Genomic DNA, 17,092 nt, shown 5'->3' with positions numbered 1-17,092 from the left:
GTACAAAGATATAAGTACAAAGTATCAAGACAATGTCTTAATACTTAATACAAAAATCTTAATACTTATTAAAGTTCATTGACATATTGAGATAAAAAATATTAAAAAGTAGAAAGCGTTTTCTATTATTTATAATAGGAAACAAACAAAACGGTCTTGTTTTAATTAACAAGATTGGTACAATAAGCAAAATAAGGGCGTATGGGGGATGCCTAGGCTCTCAGAGGCGATGAAAGGCGTGATAAGCTGCGAAAAGCTACGGGGATCTGCACACAAGATTTGATCCGTAGATACCTGAATGGGGCAACCCACTATGTTGAAGACATAGTACACCGATAGGTGGGCAAACCCGCTGAACTGAAACATCTAAGTAGGCGGAGGAGAAGAAAACAAAAGTGATTCCGTAAGTAGTGGCGAGCGAACGCGGATTAGCCCAAACCAATGTTGTTACGGCAATGTTGGGGTTGTAGGACCACGAGATTTTATGCATGAAGAATTAGAATCTACTGGAAAGTAGAGCCAAAGAGAGTGATAGCCTCGTATAAGTAATGATTGTAATAGATAGTGGTATCCTGAGTAGGGCGGGGCACGTGAAACCCTGTCTGAATTTGGCGGGACCATCCGCTAAGGCTAAATACTCCTGAGAGACCGATAGTGAACCAGTACTGTGAAGGAAAGGTGAAAAGAACCGTGAATAACGGAGTGAAATAGATCCTGAAACCATACGCTTACAAGCGGTCGGAGCCCTTTTGTGGGGTGACGGCGTGCCTTTTGCATAATGAGCCTACGAGTTAACGTTGCTGGCAAGGATAAGTACTTCAGGTATGGATCCGTAGCGAAAGCGAGTCTGAATAGGGCGCTTTAGTCAGTAGTGTTAGACGCGAAACCGTGTGATCTACCCATGGGCAGGTTGAAGCTGTGGTAACACACAGTGGAGGACCGAACCGGTTGACGTTGAAAAGTCTTCGGATGACCTGTGGGTAGGGGTGAAAGGCCAATCAAACTCGGAAATAGCTCGTACTCCCCGAAATGCATTTAGGTGCAGCGCTAGATATAAGTTATATAGAGGTAGAGCTACTGATTGGATGCGGGGGCTTCACCGCCTACCAATTCCTGACAAACTCCGAATGCTATATAATGTTCTCTAGCAGTGAGGGCTTGGGTGCTAAGGTCCAAGTCCGAGAGGGAAAGAACCCAGACCATCAGCTAAGGTCCCCAAATATATGTTAAGTTGAAAGAACGCGGTTTGTCTGCCCAGACAGCTAGGATGTTGGCTTGGAAGCAGCCATTCATTTAAAGAGTGCGTAACAGCTCACTAGTCGAGCGGACGAGCATGGATAATAATCGGGCATAAACATATTACCGAAGCTATGGATTTTGCGTAAGCAAAGTGGTAGGGGAGCATTCCAGCAGGGTTGAAGGTGTATCGTAAGGTATGCTGGACTGGCTGGAAAAGAAAATGTAGGCATAAGTAACGATAATGCGGGCGAGAAACCCGCACACCGAAAGACTAAGGTTTCCACAGCTATGCTAATCAGCTGTGGGTTAGTCGGGACCTAAGGCGAACCCGAAAGGGACAGTCGATGGACCACGGGTTAATATTCCCGTACTACTGTTAACTGTGATGGGGTGACGGAGTGATGAAAGCGCCGCGAACTGACGGAATAGTTCGTTAAAGTACCTAGCTATATTCTCTATAGGCAAATCCGTAGAGAATGGTGAAATACGATAGTACACGGAGACTTCGGTTGAAGTGATAGTGCGCCTAAGGGCTTCCAAGAAAAACCTCTAAACTTCAGGTTAATAGTACCCGTACCGCAAACCGACACAGGTAGTCGAGATGAGAATTCTAAGGTGCTCGAGAGATTCATGGCTAAGGAATTAGGCAAAATAGACCCGTAACTTCGGGAGAAGGGTCGCCCGCCGTAAGGCGGGCCGCAGTGAAGAGGTCCAGGCGACTGTTTATCAAAAACACAGGGCTCTGCAAAATCGTAAGATGAAGTATAGGGCCTGACACCTGCCCGGTGCTGGAAGGTTAAGAGGAGATGTTATCTTCGGAGAAGCATTGAATTGAAGCCCCAGTAAACGGCGGCCGTAACTATAACGGTCCTAAGGTAGCGAAATTCCTTGTCGGGTAAGTTCCGACCTGCACGAATGGTGTAACGATCTGGACACTGTCTCAGCCATGAGCTCGGTGAAATTGTAGTAACGGTGAAGATGCCGTTTACCCGCAGTGGGACGAAAAGACCCTGTGCACCTTTACTATAGCTTAGTATTGACCTTGGATAAATGATGTGTAGGATAGGTTGGAGACTGTGAAGTGGCGTCGCCAGGCGTTGTGGAGTCATTGTTGAAATACAACCCTTTGTTTATCTGAGGCCTAACCCCCAACCGGGGGGACATTGCTTGGTGGGTAGTTTGACTGGGGTGGTCGCCTCCAAAAGAGTAACGGAGGCTTCTAAAGGTTCCCTCAGTACGCTTGGTAACCGTGCGAAGAGTGCAATGGCATAAGGGAGCTTGACTGAGAGACATACAGGTCGATCAGGTACGAAAGTAGAGCATAGTGATCCGGTGGTTCCGCATGGAAGGGCCATCGCTCAAAGGATAAAAGGTACGCCGGGGATAACAGGCTGATCTCCCCCAAGAGCTCATATCGACGGGGGGGTTTGGCACCTCGATGTCGGCTCGTCACATCCTGGGGCTGGAGAAGGTCCCAAGGGTTGGGCTGTTCGCCCATTAAAGTGGCACGCGAGCTGGGTTCAGAACGTCGTGAGACAGTTCGGTCTCTATCTACTGTGGGCGCAAGAAATTTGAGTGGATCTGATTCTAGTACGAGAGGACCGAATTGGACTAACCTCTAGTGTATCTGTTGTCACGCCAGTGGCACTGCAGAGTAGCTACGTTGGGAAGGGATAAGCGCTGAAAGCATATAAGCGCGAAACCCACCACAAGATGAGATTTCTTTTAAAGGTCGTGGGAGATGACCACGTTGATAGGCTATAGGTGTAAAGGCAGTAATGTCATAGCCGAGTAGTACTAATAACCTGTAAGCTTATGTACATCCGCTTGTCCCGATGTAAATCGGGACAGCAAACTTTCTAATGACAATTTAAATTATTTATCTCAGTATGTTAAGATATTTGCTCGACGCGAGCAGTTATGAGTTTTGAGTTATAAGTTAAGAGTTTAAAAACTGCAAACTATAAACTGTGAACTGAAAACTAACAACCTTAAGGTGGTTATTGCGGCGGGGCTCACCTCTTCCCATCCCGAACAGAGTAGTTAAGCCCGCCTGCGCAGATGGTACTGCAGTTTTGTGGGAGAGTATGTCGTCGCCTTTCTTTGAAAACCCTATCCTAATCAGATAGGGTTTTTTGTTTTATACCTCAAGTCACCGGACTTACTTCTCTTAATATCAAATGTCGTATTTAGCTTCGTTCAGTTTGGACTAACGTCCTCGAGTCTTTGAAAGCCCTATCCAACCGGATAGGATTTTTTGTTTTATAGTATTATCGATATTTGTTCAAGAGAGAATAGGAAACGAATCAATTATAAAAAATGATTGATACCTAATTTATGTGCAATATTAGTAATGCTATTTTATTCCAAAATATAATTGTTTTCTAATTATTTGACCAGACCAGTTTGTGTGGTTTAAATCATAGATTTGAGCTTGTTAGCTTGTGAGGTCTTATTTTATCAATATTCTTATTCATGGGATTTTATTTTATTTCTTTGTGTCTTTCATAATTGGTTTTAATGATACAGACCAGTACAGGACGGCGCAGGATACTAATAAAATGTTAAAGTTATAGTTTTGGAATAACCAACCTTAACTATTTATTTATGAAATTTAAAACTTTACTTTTTAAACAAGTCCCAAAAGCCTTAATGATTTGCGGACTTGTATTGAGTTCTGGGAATTTATGTTCCCAAACATTAGCCTTTCCAGAGGCTACAGGATTTGGAAGGTTTACCACTGGAGCAAGAGGTGCTGCTAATCCTCAAATTTATTTAGTTACCAATTTGAATGATAGCGGCCCAGGTTCGTTTCGTGATGCGGTAAGTCAAGAAGGTCGTTTTGTGATATTTAAAGTCGGTGGTATTGTTAACTTACAATCTCAGATTGTTGTGGCAAAGAACACCACCATTGCAGGACAAACAGCACCTGGAGAGGGAATTGTTTTTTTGGGACCAAGAGTCACATTTACAGGGGCCAGTAACACTATAGCCCGTTATCTTCGTATTCGCTATGGGGGAACTGCTCAAAATCAAGATGCATCCGGTTTAGCAAATGGAGCGAATATGATTTTCGACCACATGACTTTTACCTGGGGAACTGACGAAGTGTTTTCTATTAACTGGGATAGTAAAGGAACGAGTCCTGATAATATAACTATTCAGAATTCCATTATCGGTCAGGGATTACACCGTCATAATCATTCTGCGGGTGGTTTAATTCAGCCTTCGGCAGGTGGTAAGATTAGTTTAATTGGAAATTTATACATCTGTAATAAGACTCGTAATAACAAAATAAAAGGAATTAATGAGTTTGTAAACAACGTTGTTTATAATTGGGGTAACTATGGAAATACTTATGGACATAGTGAATCCGGAGATGCTTATATTATGGGAGGAGATTCTGCAGGAAGTTCTGATGTGAATATTATCAATAATTATTTTATTGGAGGTCCTAATACAAGTACTTCTGTTTCTACACCTTTTAACAGAGGTAATGCTAATTTCTTTTTATATGGTGCCGGGAATTATTTTGACAATAATAGAAACGGAATATTAGATGGAACACTAGTTCCTCAAGATCTAACTGGTTATCCAACCGGGGATGCAGCAAGTATTTTGCCAAATCCTTATGATTATCCAATGAAGAATCCAAATCTTACAGCTCAAGGGGCTTTTGATAAAATAGTTTCAAGCGTGGGAGCTTCATATCCAAGACGTGATCAAGTAGATAATTTAATGATTTCTGATTTGTTATCTAAAGGAACGACTGCAACTTATGTTTATGTTCAATCGGATTTAACTTCAAAGTTTGGTTTTGTAAACGGAGGTGCAGGACATGTTTATGGCGCACCAGCTCCTTTAGATACTGATAATGATGGTATGCCAGATGCTTGGGAAGATGCAAATGGATTGAATAAAAATAGTGCTGATGCTTTGGCAGTAAGCACAACGCAGGCACCTTATTTGAATATTGAAGTTTATATTAATGGCTTAACAAATCAGACGCCTCCTGATTTTATAATTCCTCCAACAGCAATTACTTTTAATGCTAGTTCAGTTGAAACTCCTCCTTCGAGTACAGTTGTTTTAAATTGGAAAGACAATTCAGAAAACGAAACTAATTTTGTAATTGAGCGTTCAATCGATGGAACAAACTTTACACAAATTACAGAAGTTCCAGCAAATACAATTACATATACTAATGCAGGTTTAGTTCCTAATACTAAATATTATTATCGTATAAAAGCCATTACAACTACCGAATCTTCAAGTTATAGCGATGTAAATTCAGTTACTACTCCAGCGATTCCTTCGGCACCAGCTAAAACTGCGAATCCGAATCCTACAAACGAATTTAACTATGCTGAGCCAACTAATGGAAGTCTTATCTTAAAATGGACTGGAAGTAGTAATACTACAACTTATGCAGTTTATATTGGTACAGATCCTTCGAACCTTAACAAAGTTGCCGATGTAAATTATGTTGCTAGCCCTTCTTATTCAGTGTCTGGTTTAAATTCAGGAACTAAATATTATTGGAGAGTAGATGCAACAAATGTTAAAGGTACAGCAACTGGGAATGTATGGAATTTTAGAACAATTTCTGAATTTCCTTTGAACTTGGTGGGGCATTGGCCATTTAAAGAAGCTGCCGGAGAAGGTGATGAAATTGCCGATTTGTCAAATTATAGTAATAATGGAAAATTAGATTCAGATTTTGATAATTCGACAGTAAAAATTATAGGGAAAGCTAATAATGCTCTTAATTTTTCGACATCAAAGAGCAATAATTATATGGCAAGTATTCCAAATGAAGATCAGATTTATTTAAATAAGAATTCATTTTCTATTTCATTTTGGATGAATGCGGCACCTAGTTTGCTACCAACTGGTTCAACAGCTTCTGCTTATTTATTGTGCAAAGGATCTTTTACAAAAAATACAACTACAGGAGCAACAGGTAAACGTTATAATATTGAATTCAAAAGTGGCGAACTTCGCTTTGCTATAGATGATGATGTTATTAAAAAAGAATTAAAAGGAGTAGGTTCAAGATTCTACACTGGAAACTGGGAACATGTTGTTGTAATGCGAGATGTTACTGCCCATAAATTACGTTTGTATTTGAATGGCGTACTTCAGAGTGAACTTGACGAAACAGGAGTAACCGGTATTGGTGAACCAACTGATTTGATTCTTGGAAATATTGGTACACTTGAATTAGCTGTAGGCACGGCTCCTGCTCCTTACAAAGGGAAATTAGATGAGTTAAAGGTATTTAATTACGCTTTATCGGCTGCTGAAATTGCTGCAATATACAACACAACAGTTATCAACGCTCCATCTAATCTAACATTCGAAACGAACACTGTGGCAACTCCGCTAGCTTCAACTACAGCTATTTTAAATTGGAATGACAATTCAAATAATGAAGCTAATTTTGTGTTAGAAAGTTCATTGGATGGTATTGATTTTGAGCAAATTGCAGAACTTGCTGCTAATACAACAACTTATACTGATACAAATGTAGTTCATAGTACTAAATACTACTATCGATTGAAAGCAATAAACAAAACGGATTCGTCTAATTACAGCGAAGTATTTGAGGTTGTTACCGAAGCTGCTCCGGCACCGGTAAAAGCGACTAATTCAACTCCGGAAAATGGATCTTACTTTTTAGAGTTGCCTGTAGCAAATTTCAATTTAGCCTGGAAAGGAAATATAGATGCAACAAAGTACACGGTATATTTTGGAACTGATCCGGAAAATCTAAGCCCACTGACTGATGTTTCTTATTCAGAGAATTTATTTTATCAATTGCCTTTGGATTTAACTTCCAGAGTGTATTATTACTGGAGAGTAGATGCTACAAATGATTACGGAACAACAACAGGTGATGTGTGGAGTTTTAGAATAACTACAAATGAAATTGTTGTACATCCAAATCCTGTAAAAGAACAAGTGAATATTAATATCCCGAATTATAATTCTCCAAATATTACAGCTACTTTGATGGATACTAGTGGAAATAAAATTTTCGAAAAAACTTTAGAAAGCAATGGTAATAGTAAAGGCAATTTTAAAATACATTTTACCGATAGAAAAATGCCGGGAGTTTATATTCTAAACATTACAGGCGAAGATTTAAACAACAATGTGAAATTATTAATCAAATAATGAAATTGTAAAAAAAAGCCAAGCTAATTTTGAATTGCCCCATTGAACAAATGGGGCTTTTTTATGTCTAAAAGGGGTATAAAAAGCCCCCTATAGGGGTTATTAATGTACTAAAAAGCCTTTTTTTAGTCCTGTATTGCCTTTTTTAGGTATGGTGATAGACTCTTTTTAGAACTAAATAGTCTTTTTTAGATACCATAAGGGGACTTTTTAAGTACTAAAAGACCTTTTTTAAGTACGTTATAGGGTGTTTTTAAGTCCCTTTTTGTCTTTTTTAGGGTTTATGGTGGCTAAATAACATATTTGCTTATGTTACACAATCACATCCGGAAAATGCGAATCCAGCTCGAAACCTTAAGAGAAATTATACAAAAACAATAAAACTCTAACTGGGTTTGTAGCATTTATTTATATATTAGCAAAAAATAAAGCAAAACAAACCTCCGCCAATCTATCATAATTTGGATGTATATACGAAGGTTTTTGCCAATAAACGAGTTATTGGCTAGCTTAAGAGAAAAACGACAAACGATGAGCATTGAAATTACTTCAAAAATAATTGGGCAACTAAGACAAGAAGAAAATTTTTCTGATTGGTGGAAAAGTAGCGAAATTGAAATTCCGTTTTTTGACAAAGAAAAATTATCCATAATATTTATGGATTTTGAACCCGAACACGACAAAACATTTATTGCCGAAGCTGACCAAGCTTTGACATCCTTTTTGAAATTAAACTCTGACGATAGAAACGCAATTTCCAACCTTGCTTATAAAAACTGTATGGACTTTTTAGAAGCAGTTGAAATTGACTCAGCGTACAAAGCATTAAGACAAATAAAAAACAAAAACGAAATTTGGAATTTTATTCAACCATCTGAAATTTATGTAACGAGACGCCCCTACAATGAACGAGACATTTATATTCAAATTGCTTGTGAATGTGATTGGGAACAGGAACACGGACTTCAGCTTGTATTTCGACAAGGAAAGAAATTAACGAGAATAAGTGACCAAGACGGACATTTGACAGAAGCAGACGCTTATGGGAAATCCGATTCAGAAGATAAATTGTTAAGTCAATTTAACCAAAAAGAAAATAAAAATGAAACTGAGTGGTGGAAGTTTTGGAAATGAAGCCAGTCACTGACAGCTATTACAGTGGATTTGGACAATGGGCTTAATTTAGTCCCAAACCCGATTTATTACTTAATGGTAATTCCGTCAGAAACATCATAAATCAGTAAAATATGGGAATTCTTGTTTTTAGTCTTATGTTTATCATCTTTTCAATAGGAGGAGGGATATTATATTTAATTTATTTACCTTTCAAAATATACCTTAAAAGAAAACAAAAACTTTCACGCAAATTGAGTCGAAAAATAAATATAGCTTATGTTATAACTATTCTGTTCGCAATAATTTACATTACTTATGACTCCCTTTATCCTTCTGAAAGTTTTTATGAAGAAGAATTTAAAACTGTAACTTTGAGAGAAATTCCCGAATCGGCAGAATTTATTGAAAAGTCAGCTTCCTATCCTGATTTTAAAGGAGAATACTGCTCTAGTTCACAAATTAAATTATCTAAATCTGATTATAAAAAGCTTTTAAAGGAATTAAATGATGACAAAAGAATTACTGTAGAAAAAGAAATTGTTGGTTTCTCAGAATTTAGAAATACGTTAAAAGAAAAAAAAGAAAACAAAATAATTAAAAAATTTACACGAAAAATTAAGGGCGAAGAAGATCATTATTTAAACATTTTTTTCTACGATGATAAGCAAACGATTTTTGTTAATATTTGTGTGACCTAAAGAAACTACCACAAAAAGCTAGAGTTTCATTGTGCTCAAAAGTAACAATGAAACTCTAGTTAAACTAAATCGCTGAAATCCCATATTTCGAGTATTCTAAAAAAGTTTCTAAAAAGAAATAATTTACTGAATACTATCTTTGGTTTCTTCTAAATCTTCGGATTGTCGTCCTATTTTTATCTTCGGGTTGTCTTTATTTCCTGTTATGGTTAATGGAATTCCAAGGATTCCAAGAGGTGGTAAACCGAGTCTCATTTTAAGATTTAATCTTCCATCTAAGCTCGTAGTTCCTTCAATTCGTGGTCTGAATCCGGCAAATTTAAACTTGAATCGTTCTACCGTAATAATGTTGTTTTTAATAGAACTCTTAATATCCACTTGACTCAGTTCAGGGTTTTTTATACTCTCTTTATTGGTTTTTTTAGCCACGCTACCAAACATTTTCATGCCGTACATTTTGACATTTTTTACAGAGATAACTCCATTTCCTAACAATGAAGGAAACACAGGTTCCATATTAGCATTTAATCTTCCTTTTAAATTATAGTCTAAAGATATAATTCCCTGTGCTTTTTCGGCAGCACTGGCCATTTCTCTAAAGAGTTTTACTTCTTTATAAGCGCGTTTGATATCAAATTCGTTTGCTTTAATATGGTATTCAAATCTTGCGTTTTTAGAATCGACACTTTTGTAAGTAGCGTTCATAGCAACAGTACAACCGATTAAATCAAAACCGGTATTTTGCATGCTAAGCAAGCCGTTTTTCATGTTCAAACTTCCCTTTGCGTTTTTAAGTTCCAGTCCGTTGAGATTCACTTTTTGCGCATTGGCTGTAAAATGCAAATCTAAATTTGGCGGAACAATAATTACTCCTGTTTCTGTTTTAGCAGCAGTTGGAGCATTGCTTGTAGTTGTTTCGGTTGTATTTGCAGTGGTATTCGACATGAATTCATCAGCGTTAATGTATGTAGAATTCATAGAAAAAGAACCGTGTAAAACTCCTTTTTTTGAAGCCATGAAATTGAATACATTTTGCAAATAACCATTCAATTGAAAATCAGATTGTCCATAAGAAGCCAAAAAAGTATTGAAACGCATCTTATCATTATTGAATTTAAAAATCCCTTCTTTTATAAGAAATGTTTTTGGTAAATACTCAGATGCTAATTTGATGTTTCTAATTTCAAGCGTTCCACTATTTTTAAGTTTCGAATAGTTTCCTTTTTCGGCATCGCTTTGTTTTCCTTTTAGGGCTAAATCGGCTTTAATAAAACCGTTAACGTCGAGTCCTTTTTGAGAAAAAACCTGGTAGATTTTACCAATATCCAAAGTTCCTTTGGCAGTAACATCATACACAAGATTGTCAAAATTACTCAAATTGGCTTTTACAAAAACCGGATTCCCTTCAAAAGTAAATTGCGCGGGTTGTAAAACTACTTTCAAATCTTCGAAAGTACCTTTAGGATTCGAAATAGTAGAAACAATTCCAATATTCGTAATTGGATTTGGATAATATTTCGTTTTTAGAAAACCATTGTTTAAGTTGATAACGGCATTTGTTACAGGAAATAATCCGTTCTTTTTATCGAATTTTCCTTTGGAAGTTCCGTTAGCTACCAGCATTCCTTTTAATTCAACATCAGGAATTCCGATTGCTCGATTTAGTTTTTCCAGATCTATTTTGGCGTTAAGTGCAGCATTAATATCCAGAACAGCAGTTCCTGTGCTGTATAATTTTGCTTTCAAAGATTCTTTATCAATGTTGAGCGATAGGTTTCTTAGATCTACAATAAGCGAATCAGGATTTAAAGAAGGCAATTGCGTATCAAAATCAACATCTAAGTTGGTTACAGTGGCTGGACTTTGATTGTAATTGATACTTCCGTCTTTGATTTTAAAATCCAATTCCAATTTTGGCGCAATATTTTTAGAGGCAATATAATTTCCTTTTAGGGATAATATACAGTCTGTTTTTCCGGTTAATTTCGTTTTTTCAAGCCAAGTGATGAATTTTGGCGGAAAAGCAGTAAAAAAATCATGCAAGTTACTGTTAGTGGTTTTTAGGATAAAATCCATATTGTAACCTTCTTTAAGGAAATCGAATTTTCCTTTGAAATCAACAACCAGATTGTTTATTTTTAGGTCATTTTGTTCAAAAATTAATGAAAGCGAGTTTACATTTACTTTGGTAATCAAATCGGCATTGACTTTTTTGTTCATCAAATAAGGCTCGTTATCATACAAAAGATTGAGTTTTTCAATTTGAGCTTTAGATGATAAATCAAATATAGCTTTGCTTAAATCGCCTTTTCCTATATAATTAAAACCAAAAATGTCAAAGTGGAGTTTAGTCGATAAATCGTCATAAACAATTTTACTGTTGGTTATTTCGATTTTCTCCAGTTTTAAGGAGCTGTCCTCTTCTTTTTTAGTTGTTTTAGTTTTGTCAGCTTTATAGACGTTGTAATTTGCAAATCCTTCTTTGTTGACTTTTACATTAATGTCAGCATTAGAAAGAAATATTTTGTCGATATTGACTGATTTTCCAAAAATTAAACTAGGAACATCAATACCAAAAGCAATTTCTTTAGCTGTGATTAGATTTTCATTTTGATAAGGAGCCGAACCATTAAGTTTAAAATCATTTAAACTTACAGTTAATGATGGAAAATGATTAAAAAAAGAAACATTCGATTCAGAGTAATCCAGTTTAGCATTTAGTTTTTGATTAGCTACTTTTTTTATTTCAGCATTAATTTTATCTGCAAAAATATAAGGAGCAATAAACATAAAAGCCAATAAACTGATTAGCGTGATTCCTATATATTTTAAGATTTTAAAAAATATAGCTTTTTTTTGAGACATGATACTGAAAGTTATATGAGAAATAAGGTTAGGAACGTTTTTTAGAATAAATTATTATCCGTGAATGGTTTCGTTCTTTCCGTAGTTTGTAATTATTGAAGTTTCATACTCAATCCACTCTTTCCAGCGTTTATCCACATCAACGTTGTCGGCATATTTTCGGGCAAAGCCTAAAAAAGTAGTATAGTGGTTTGCTTCGCTTATCATTAAATCACGATAGAATTTAGCTAATTCTGGATCTTTGATGTTTTCTGATAATACTTTGAAACGCTCGCAACTTCTGGCTTCAATCATAGCCGAAAAAAGCAAACGCTCGCACAAAGCATCATTACGGCTTCCGTCTTTTTTCATGAATTTGAATAGTTCATTAACGTAGCTGTCTTTGCGTTCACGTCCAAAAGTGAGTCCTCTTTCTTTGATAAGGTCATGAACCATTTTAAAATGTTCTATTTCTTCTTGGGCAATAAGCACTAATTCAGTGACCAATTCCTCTTTTTCAGAGTTTTGGGTAATAAGACTTATAGCGTTAGAAGCTGCTTTTTGTTCGCACCAGGCATGGTCGGTTAAAATTTCTTCGATATTAGATTCTACAATGTTGACCCATCTTGGATCTGTGGCTAACTTTAATCCTAACATATCATTATAATTTTATGCAAAATTAATGTTTATTTTAGTGATTTTTGTCTAAACGAGAGGATTAACGATAAATTTAGTATTATTTTGTGACAAAATTTTATGTTGATATGAATCAGATGCAATCGCTTTTAATAATTGGTTTTGTATGGCCTGAGCCTAATTCTTCTGCTGCAGGAGGAAGGATGATGCAGTTGATTTCTTTGTTTCAAAAGCAGGGCTTTGAAATTACTTTTGCAAGTCCGGCTCAGGATAGTGATTTTATGATTGATTTGAAATCTTATAATGTAGAACGAAAGTCGATTGTACTGAATTCTTCCAGTTTTGATAATTTTATAAAGGAGTTGAATCCTTCTGTGGTTTTGTTTGACCGATTTATGATTGAGGAGCAATTTGGCTGGCGAGTTGCCGAAAACTGTCTAAATGCTTTACGAATTCTAGATACCGAGGATTTGCATTGTTTGCGATTAGCTAGACAAAAAGCATTTAAGGAAAAACGAGAATTTCAAATCTCAGATTTATTAGTTGAAGAAGTTGCGAAGCGTGAAATCGCCAGTATTTTACGTTGTGATTTGTCGTTGATGATTTCCGAATATGAAATCGAATTATTGACAACTGTTTTTAAAATTGATCAAAGCTTATTGTGTTATTTGCCTCTTTTATTAGAATCGAATGCAATTCCTGATTTAGCGAAATTGCCTTCTTTTGAAGAACGAAAAGATTTTGTTTTTATAGGTAACTTTCTTCATGAACCCAATTGGAATGCGGTTCAGTATTTGAAAGAAACGATTTGGCCACTAATTAAAAAACAATTGCCTGAAGCTGTTTTAAATATTTATGGAGCTTATCCTTCTCAAAAAGTATTGCAATTAAATAATGTTAAAGAAGGGTTTTTGATTCAAGGACGTGCTGAAAATGCGAATGAAGTTGTTCAGAAAGCTCGAGTAGTTTTAGCTCCGTTGCGTTTTGGTGCAGGAATAAAAGGAAAATTACTCGAAGCAATGCAATGCGGTACGCCAAGTGGAACGACAACAATTGGAGCTGAATCGATGCAGGATAATTTACTATGGAATGGTTTTGTTGAAGATAATCAGCAGCAATTTGCTGATAAAGCAGTACAATTGTATCAAGATGCAACTACCTGGCTTCAAGCTCAAAAAAACGGAATCACAATTATGAATCAACGTTATTTGAGGAATTCATTTGAAGAAGATTTTACTACGCAAATTGAGCTTTTAGTTACGAATATAAAGCAACATCGGTTGAATAATTTTATGGGCGAATTGCTGCAACATCATACTTTAAAAAGCACAAAATATATGTCGAAATGGATTGAGGAGAAGAATAAGGATTAGTTGGATCATTAAGGAGGTGTCTGATTGCATGAGGGATGGAAGCGGCATCTCCCGAAATAGAAAAACAAGGTTTTTTTAACCGAAGTTTTTCATATTCGGGAATATAGCGAACAGCCCGACCACGCTGAAACGATAGTGGAAGCGTGGGCATGCCCAAATAAAAAACCCGTCAAGTTTTTATACAAGACGGGTTTTTGGTTTTATACAGAATCAGTAATTATGCAAGCATTGTCACTGGGTTTTCAATGTATTGTTTTAATGTTTGTAAGAACTGTGCTCCAGTTGCTCCATCGATAGTACGGTGGTCACAAGCAAGAGATAACATCATTGTGTTTCCAACAACAATCTGACCGTTTTTAACCACTGGTTTTTCAACGATAGCTCCTACTGAAAGGATTGCAGAGTTAGGTTGGTTGATGATAGAATTGAATTCAGTGATACCAAACATTCCAAGGTTAGAAATAGTAAACGTACTTCCTTCCATTTCTGATGGTAATAATTTTTTGCTTTTAGCTCTACCTGCCAAATCTCTTACACTTGCTCCAATTTGAGATAAACTCATGCCATCTGTAAATGGTAGTACAGGAACCACTAATCCGTCTTCAACAGCAACAGCAACACCAATATTTACATGATAGTTGATAGTGATAGCGTCAGCAGACCATTGTGAATTGATTTTTGGGTGCTTTTTCAAAGCTAATGCGGAAGCTTTAATTACCATATCATTGAAAGATACTTTGGTATCCGGAACGCTATTGATAATTCCTCTTGATTTCATTGCTTCGTCCATTGTTACCTCAATTACTAAATTGTAATGTGGCGCAGTAAACAATGATTCAGATAAACGTTTCGCAATGATTTTACGCATTTGCGAATTTTTGATTTCTTCAGTTGCAATTTGCCCTGCTGGAACATAAGGTTTTGGGGCTGGTGCAGCAGCAGCTTCAGCTTTTGCAGACGCAGCAGCTTGTGGGGCGGCAGCAGCAGGAGTGAAGTTCTCGATATCGCTTTTTACGATACGTCCGTTTTCTCCAGAACCTTTTACTTGATTTAATTGAATTCCTTTGTCGCTAGCAATTTTTTTAGCTAATGGTGAAGCCAAAATTCTTTTACCGTCAGCAGCAGCTTCCTGAGCAACTGGTGCAGCAGTTTCAGTAGCTGGCGCAGCTTTAGTTTCTTCGGCAGCAGGAGCAGCCTGAGTAGATCCTCCAGCAACATAGTTATCAGCAATTCCGCTGATGTCTGTTCCTGCAGGTCCAATGATAGCTAAAAGACTATCAACAGGAGCTGTATTTCCTTCCTGAATTCCGATATATAATAAGGTTCCTTCGTTGAAAGATTCAAATTCCATTGTTGCTTTATCTGTTTCGATTTCAGCAAGAATGTCACCTTCAGCAACTGAGTCACCTACTTTTTTCAACCAGGTAGCTACTGTTCCTTCAGTCATTGTATCACTCAAACGAGGCATAGTCACAACTACAACACCAGCTGGTAAAGAAGCGGCTGGTTTAGCAGCAGCTGGAGCTGGAGCAGCAGTTTCTTCTTTTTTAGCTTCAGTAGCAGCCGGAGCGGCAGCAGCTGGTGCAGTATCTCCAGAAAGTAAAGCAGAAATGTCTTCACCTTCGTTTCCGATAATTGCTAATAATGAATCTACTGGGGCTGTTTCTCCTTCCGGAATTCCAATATGTAAAAGTGTTCCTTCGTTGAAAGATTCGAATTCCATCGTTGCTTTGTCAGTTTCAATTTCAGCAAGAATATCTCCTTCGCTAATTTTGTCTCCTACTTTTTTAAGCCAAGTTGCTACCGTTCCTTCCGTCATAGTATCACTCAAACGAGGCATTGTTACTTTTATCGCCATAATATTTTTATAGTTTATGAGGTGTAAATGGATAATCTTCTTGTGCGTAAACTACGTCGTATAATTGTTCAAGTTCTGGATATGGAGAAGATTCAGCAAAATCAACACATTCCTGAACTAAGTTTTTTACTCTTTCGTCGATAGCTTCGATTTCTGCATCGGTAGCGTATTTTTTATCTTTAATGATGTCCAATACCTGAGTAATAGGGTCAATTTTTTTGTACTCTTCTACTTCTTCTTTAGAACGGTATAATTGAGCATCAGACATTGAGTGTCCTCTATAACGGTATGTTTTCATTTCTAGGAAAGTTGGTCCGTCACCACGACGAGCTCTTTCGATAGCTTCGTGCATTGCTTCGGCAACTTTTACAGGGTTCATTCCATCAACTGGTCCACAAGGCATTTCGTATCCTAAACCTAATTTCCAGATATCAGTATGGTTTGCTGTTCTTTCAACAGAAGTTCCCATAGCGTAACCATTGTTTTCAACAATAAAAACTACTGGAAGTTTCCATAACATAGCCATGTTGAAAGCTTCGTGTAAAGAACCTTGACGAGCAGCTCCATCACCAAAATAGGTCATTGTAACTCCTCCTGTATTGAAGTATTTGTCTCCAAAAGCTAAACCTGCACCAACTGGAATTTGACCTCCAACGATACCGTGTCCACCATAAAAACGGTGCTCTTTTGAGAAAATGTGCATGGATCCACCCATTCCTTTAGAAGTTCCTGTTGCTTTTCCAAGTAACTCAGCCATTACACGTCTGGGATCAACACCCATACCAATTGGCTGAACGTGGTTTCTGTAAGCAGTAATCATTTTGTCTTTGGTTAAATCCATTGCATGCAATGCTCCTGCAAGTACGGCTTCCTGACCATTATATAAATGTAGAAAACCTCTAACTTTTTGTTGTATGTATAATGCAGCTAGTTTATCCTCAAACTTTCTCCAAAGCAGCATGTCTTCATACCACTTTAAATATACTTCTTTTGTAACTTCTTTCATCTCAAGTGTTCTTTTACTAAAGTTTTTATTGTGTTGTCAATTAGTACTTTTTTCGCAAATTGATTTTATAAGGTCGAATTTGCGAAATGCAAAAATAGGACATTCCAATTAAGAACTAAAATTATAAAGCTAATTTTTAGGT

The 17,092-nt window shown here is 36.9% G+C and carries 8 protein-coding genes and 2 rRNA genes; 6 read left to right on the top strand and 4 right to left on the bottom strand.

Translation table 11 applies throughout. The features are described from left to right. Positions 1-180 precede the first annotated feature (180 nt). The 5 genes from BIW12_RS03915 (at position 181) to BIW12_RS03895 (ending at position 9,233) form a co-directional block, all read left to right on the top strand. Positions 181-3,060: ribosomal RNA gene (locus BIW12_RS03915) — 23S ribosomal RNA — on the top strand. A gap of 171 nt (positions 3,061-3,231) precedes the next feature. Next, a 5S ribosomal RNA gene (gene rrf / locus BIW12_RS03910) occupies positions 3,232-3,341 on the top strand. A gap of 505 nt (positions 3,342-3,846) precedes the next feature. Beyond that, positions 3,847-7,419, top strand: coding sequence for a LamG-like jellyroll fold domain-containing protein (locus BIW12_RS03905; protein WP_083382042.1), 3,573 nt, complete (start codon positions 3,847-3,849; stop codon positions 7,417-7,419). 531 nt (positions 7,420-7,950) lie between these two features. Further along, a complete protein-coding gene (locus BIW12_RS03900; RefSeq protein ID WP_071183900.1) occupies positions 7,951-8,553 on the top strand; it encodes a DUF6985 domain-containing protein in 603 nt (200 codons plus the stop codon). 113 nt (positions 8,554-8,666) lie between these two features. Further along, a complete protein-coding gene (locus BIW12_RS03895; protein ID WP_157499477.1) occupies positions 8,667-9,233 on the top strand; it encodes a hypothetical protein in 567 nt (188 codons plus the stop codon). Between the two features lie 123 nt (positions 9,234-9,356). On the opposite strand, the gene BIW12_RS03890 is transcribed toward BIW12_RS03895, so the two are convergent. Beyond that, complete coding sequence (locus tag BIW12_RS03890) at positions 9,357-12,098, bottom strand: AsmA-like C-terminal region-containing protein (RefSeq protein WP_071183898.1); 2,742 nt, start codon at positions 12,096-12,098, stop codon at positions 9,357-9,359. A gap of 54 nt (positions 12,099-12,152) precedes the next feature. Next, the gene (gene miaE / locus BIW12_RS03885; RefSeq protein WP_071183897.1) at positions 12,153-12,734 is read right to left on the bottom strand and encodes a tRNA-(ms[2]io[6]A)-hydroxylase; all 582 of its coding nucleotides are present in this window, start codon (positions 12,732-12,734) and stop codon (positions 12,153-12,155) included. A 107-nt stretch (positions 12,735-12,841) separates the two neighbouring features. Here miaE and BIW12_RS03880 point away from each other — a divergent pair, with 107 nt between their 5' ends. After that, complete coding sequence (locus BIW12_RS03880) at positions 12,842-14,086, top strand: glycosyltransferase (protein ID WP_071183896.1); 1,245 nt, start codon at positions 12,842-12,844, stop codon at positions 14,084-14,086. A gap of 217 nt (positions 14,087-14,303) precedes the next feature. On the opposite strand, the gene BIW12_RS03875 is transcribed toward BIW12_RS03880, so the two are convergent. Together BIW12_RS03875 and pdhA are read right to left on the bottom strand one after the other, a co-directional pair. Next, complete coding sequence (locus BIW12_RS03875) at positions 14,304-15,944, bottom strand: dihydrolipoamide acetyltransferase family protein (protein ID WP_071183895.1); 1,641 nt, start codon at positions 15,942-15,944, stop codon at positions 14,304-14,306. Positions 15,945-15,951: 7 nt separating this feature from the next. Beyond that, positions 15,952-16,950 carry a pyruvate dehydrogenase (acetyl-transferring) E1 component subunit alpha gene (pdhA, locus tag BIW12_RS03870; RefSeq protein WP_035659309.1) on the bottom strand — a complete coding sequence of 333 codons (999 nt, stop codon included), beginning with the start codon at positions 16,948-16,950 and terminating at the stop codon, positions 15,952-15,954. Positions 16,951-17,092 lie beyond the last annotated feature (142 nt).

This window comes from Flavobacterium commune, assembly GCF_001857965.1.
GTDB classification, from domain to species: Bacteria; Bacteroidota; Bacteroidia; order Flavobacteriales; family Flavobacteriaceae; genus Flavobacterium; species Flavobacterium commune.
The sequence above is the reverse complement of the archived record's forward strand: the minus strand, read 5'-3'. Positions and strand labels throughout refer to the sequence as shown.

Bases quoted from the DNA above. Each gene is read 5' to 3' on its own strand.
- BIW12_RS03890 (WP_071183898.1), bottom strand. From the start codon at position 12,098: ATGTCTCAAAAAAAAGCTATATTTTTTAAAATCTTAAAATATATAGGA.
- BIW12_RS03880 (WP_071183896.1), top strand. From the start codon at position 12,842: ATGAATCAGATGCAATCGCTTTTAATAATTGGTTTTGTATGGCCTGAG.
- BIW12_RS03875 (WP_071183895.1), bottom strand. From the start codon at position 15,944: ATGGCGATAAAAGTAACAATGCCTCGTTTGAGTGATACTATGACGGAA.
- miaE (WP_071183897.1), bottom strand. From the start codon at position 12,734: ATGTTAGGATTAAAGTTAGCCACAGATCCAAGATGGGTCAACATTGTA.
- BIW12_RS03905 (WP_083382042.1), top strand. From the start codon at position 3,847: ATGAAATTTAAAACTTTACTTTTTAAACAAGTCCCAAAAGCCTTAATG.
- BIW12_RS03895 (WP_157499477.1), top strand. From the start codon at position 8,667: ATGGGAATTCTTGTTTTTAGTCTTATGTTTATCATCTTTTCAATAGGA.
- BIW12_RS03900 (WP_071183900.1), top strand. From the start codon at position 7,951: ATGAGCATTGAAATTACTTCAAAAATAATTGGGCAACTAAGACAAGAA.
- pdhA (WP_035659309.1), bottom strand. From the start codon at position 16,950: ATGAAAGAAGTTACAAAAGAAGTATATTTAAAGTGGTATGAAGACATG.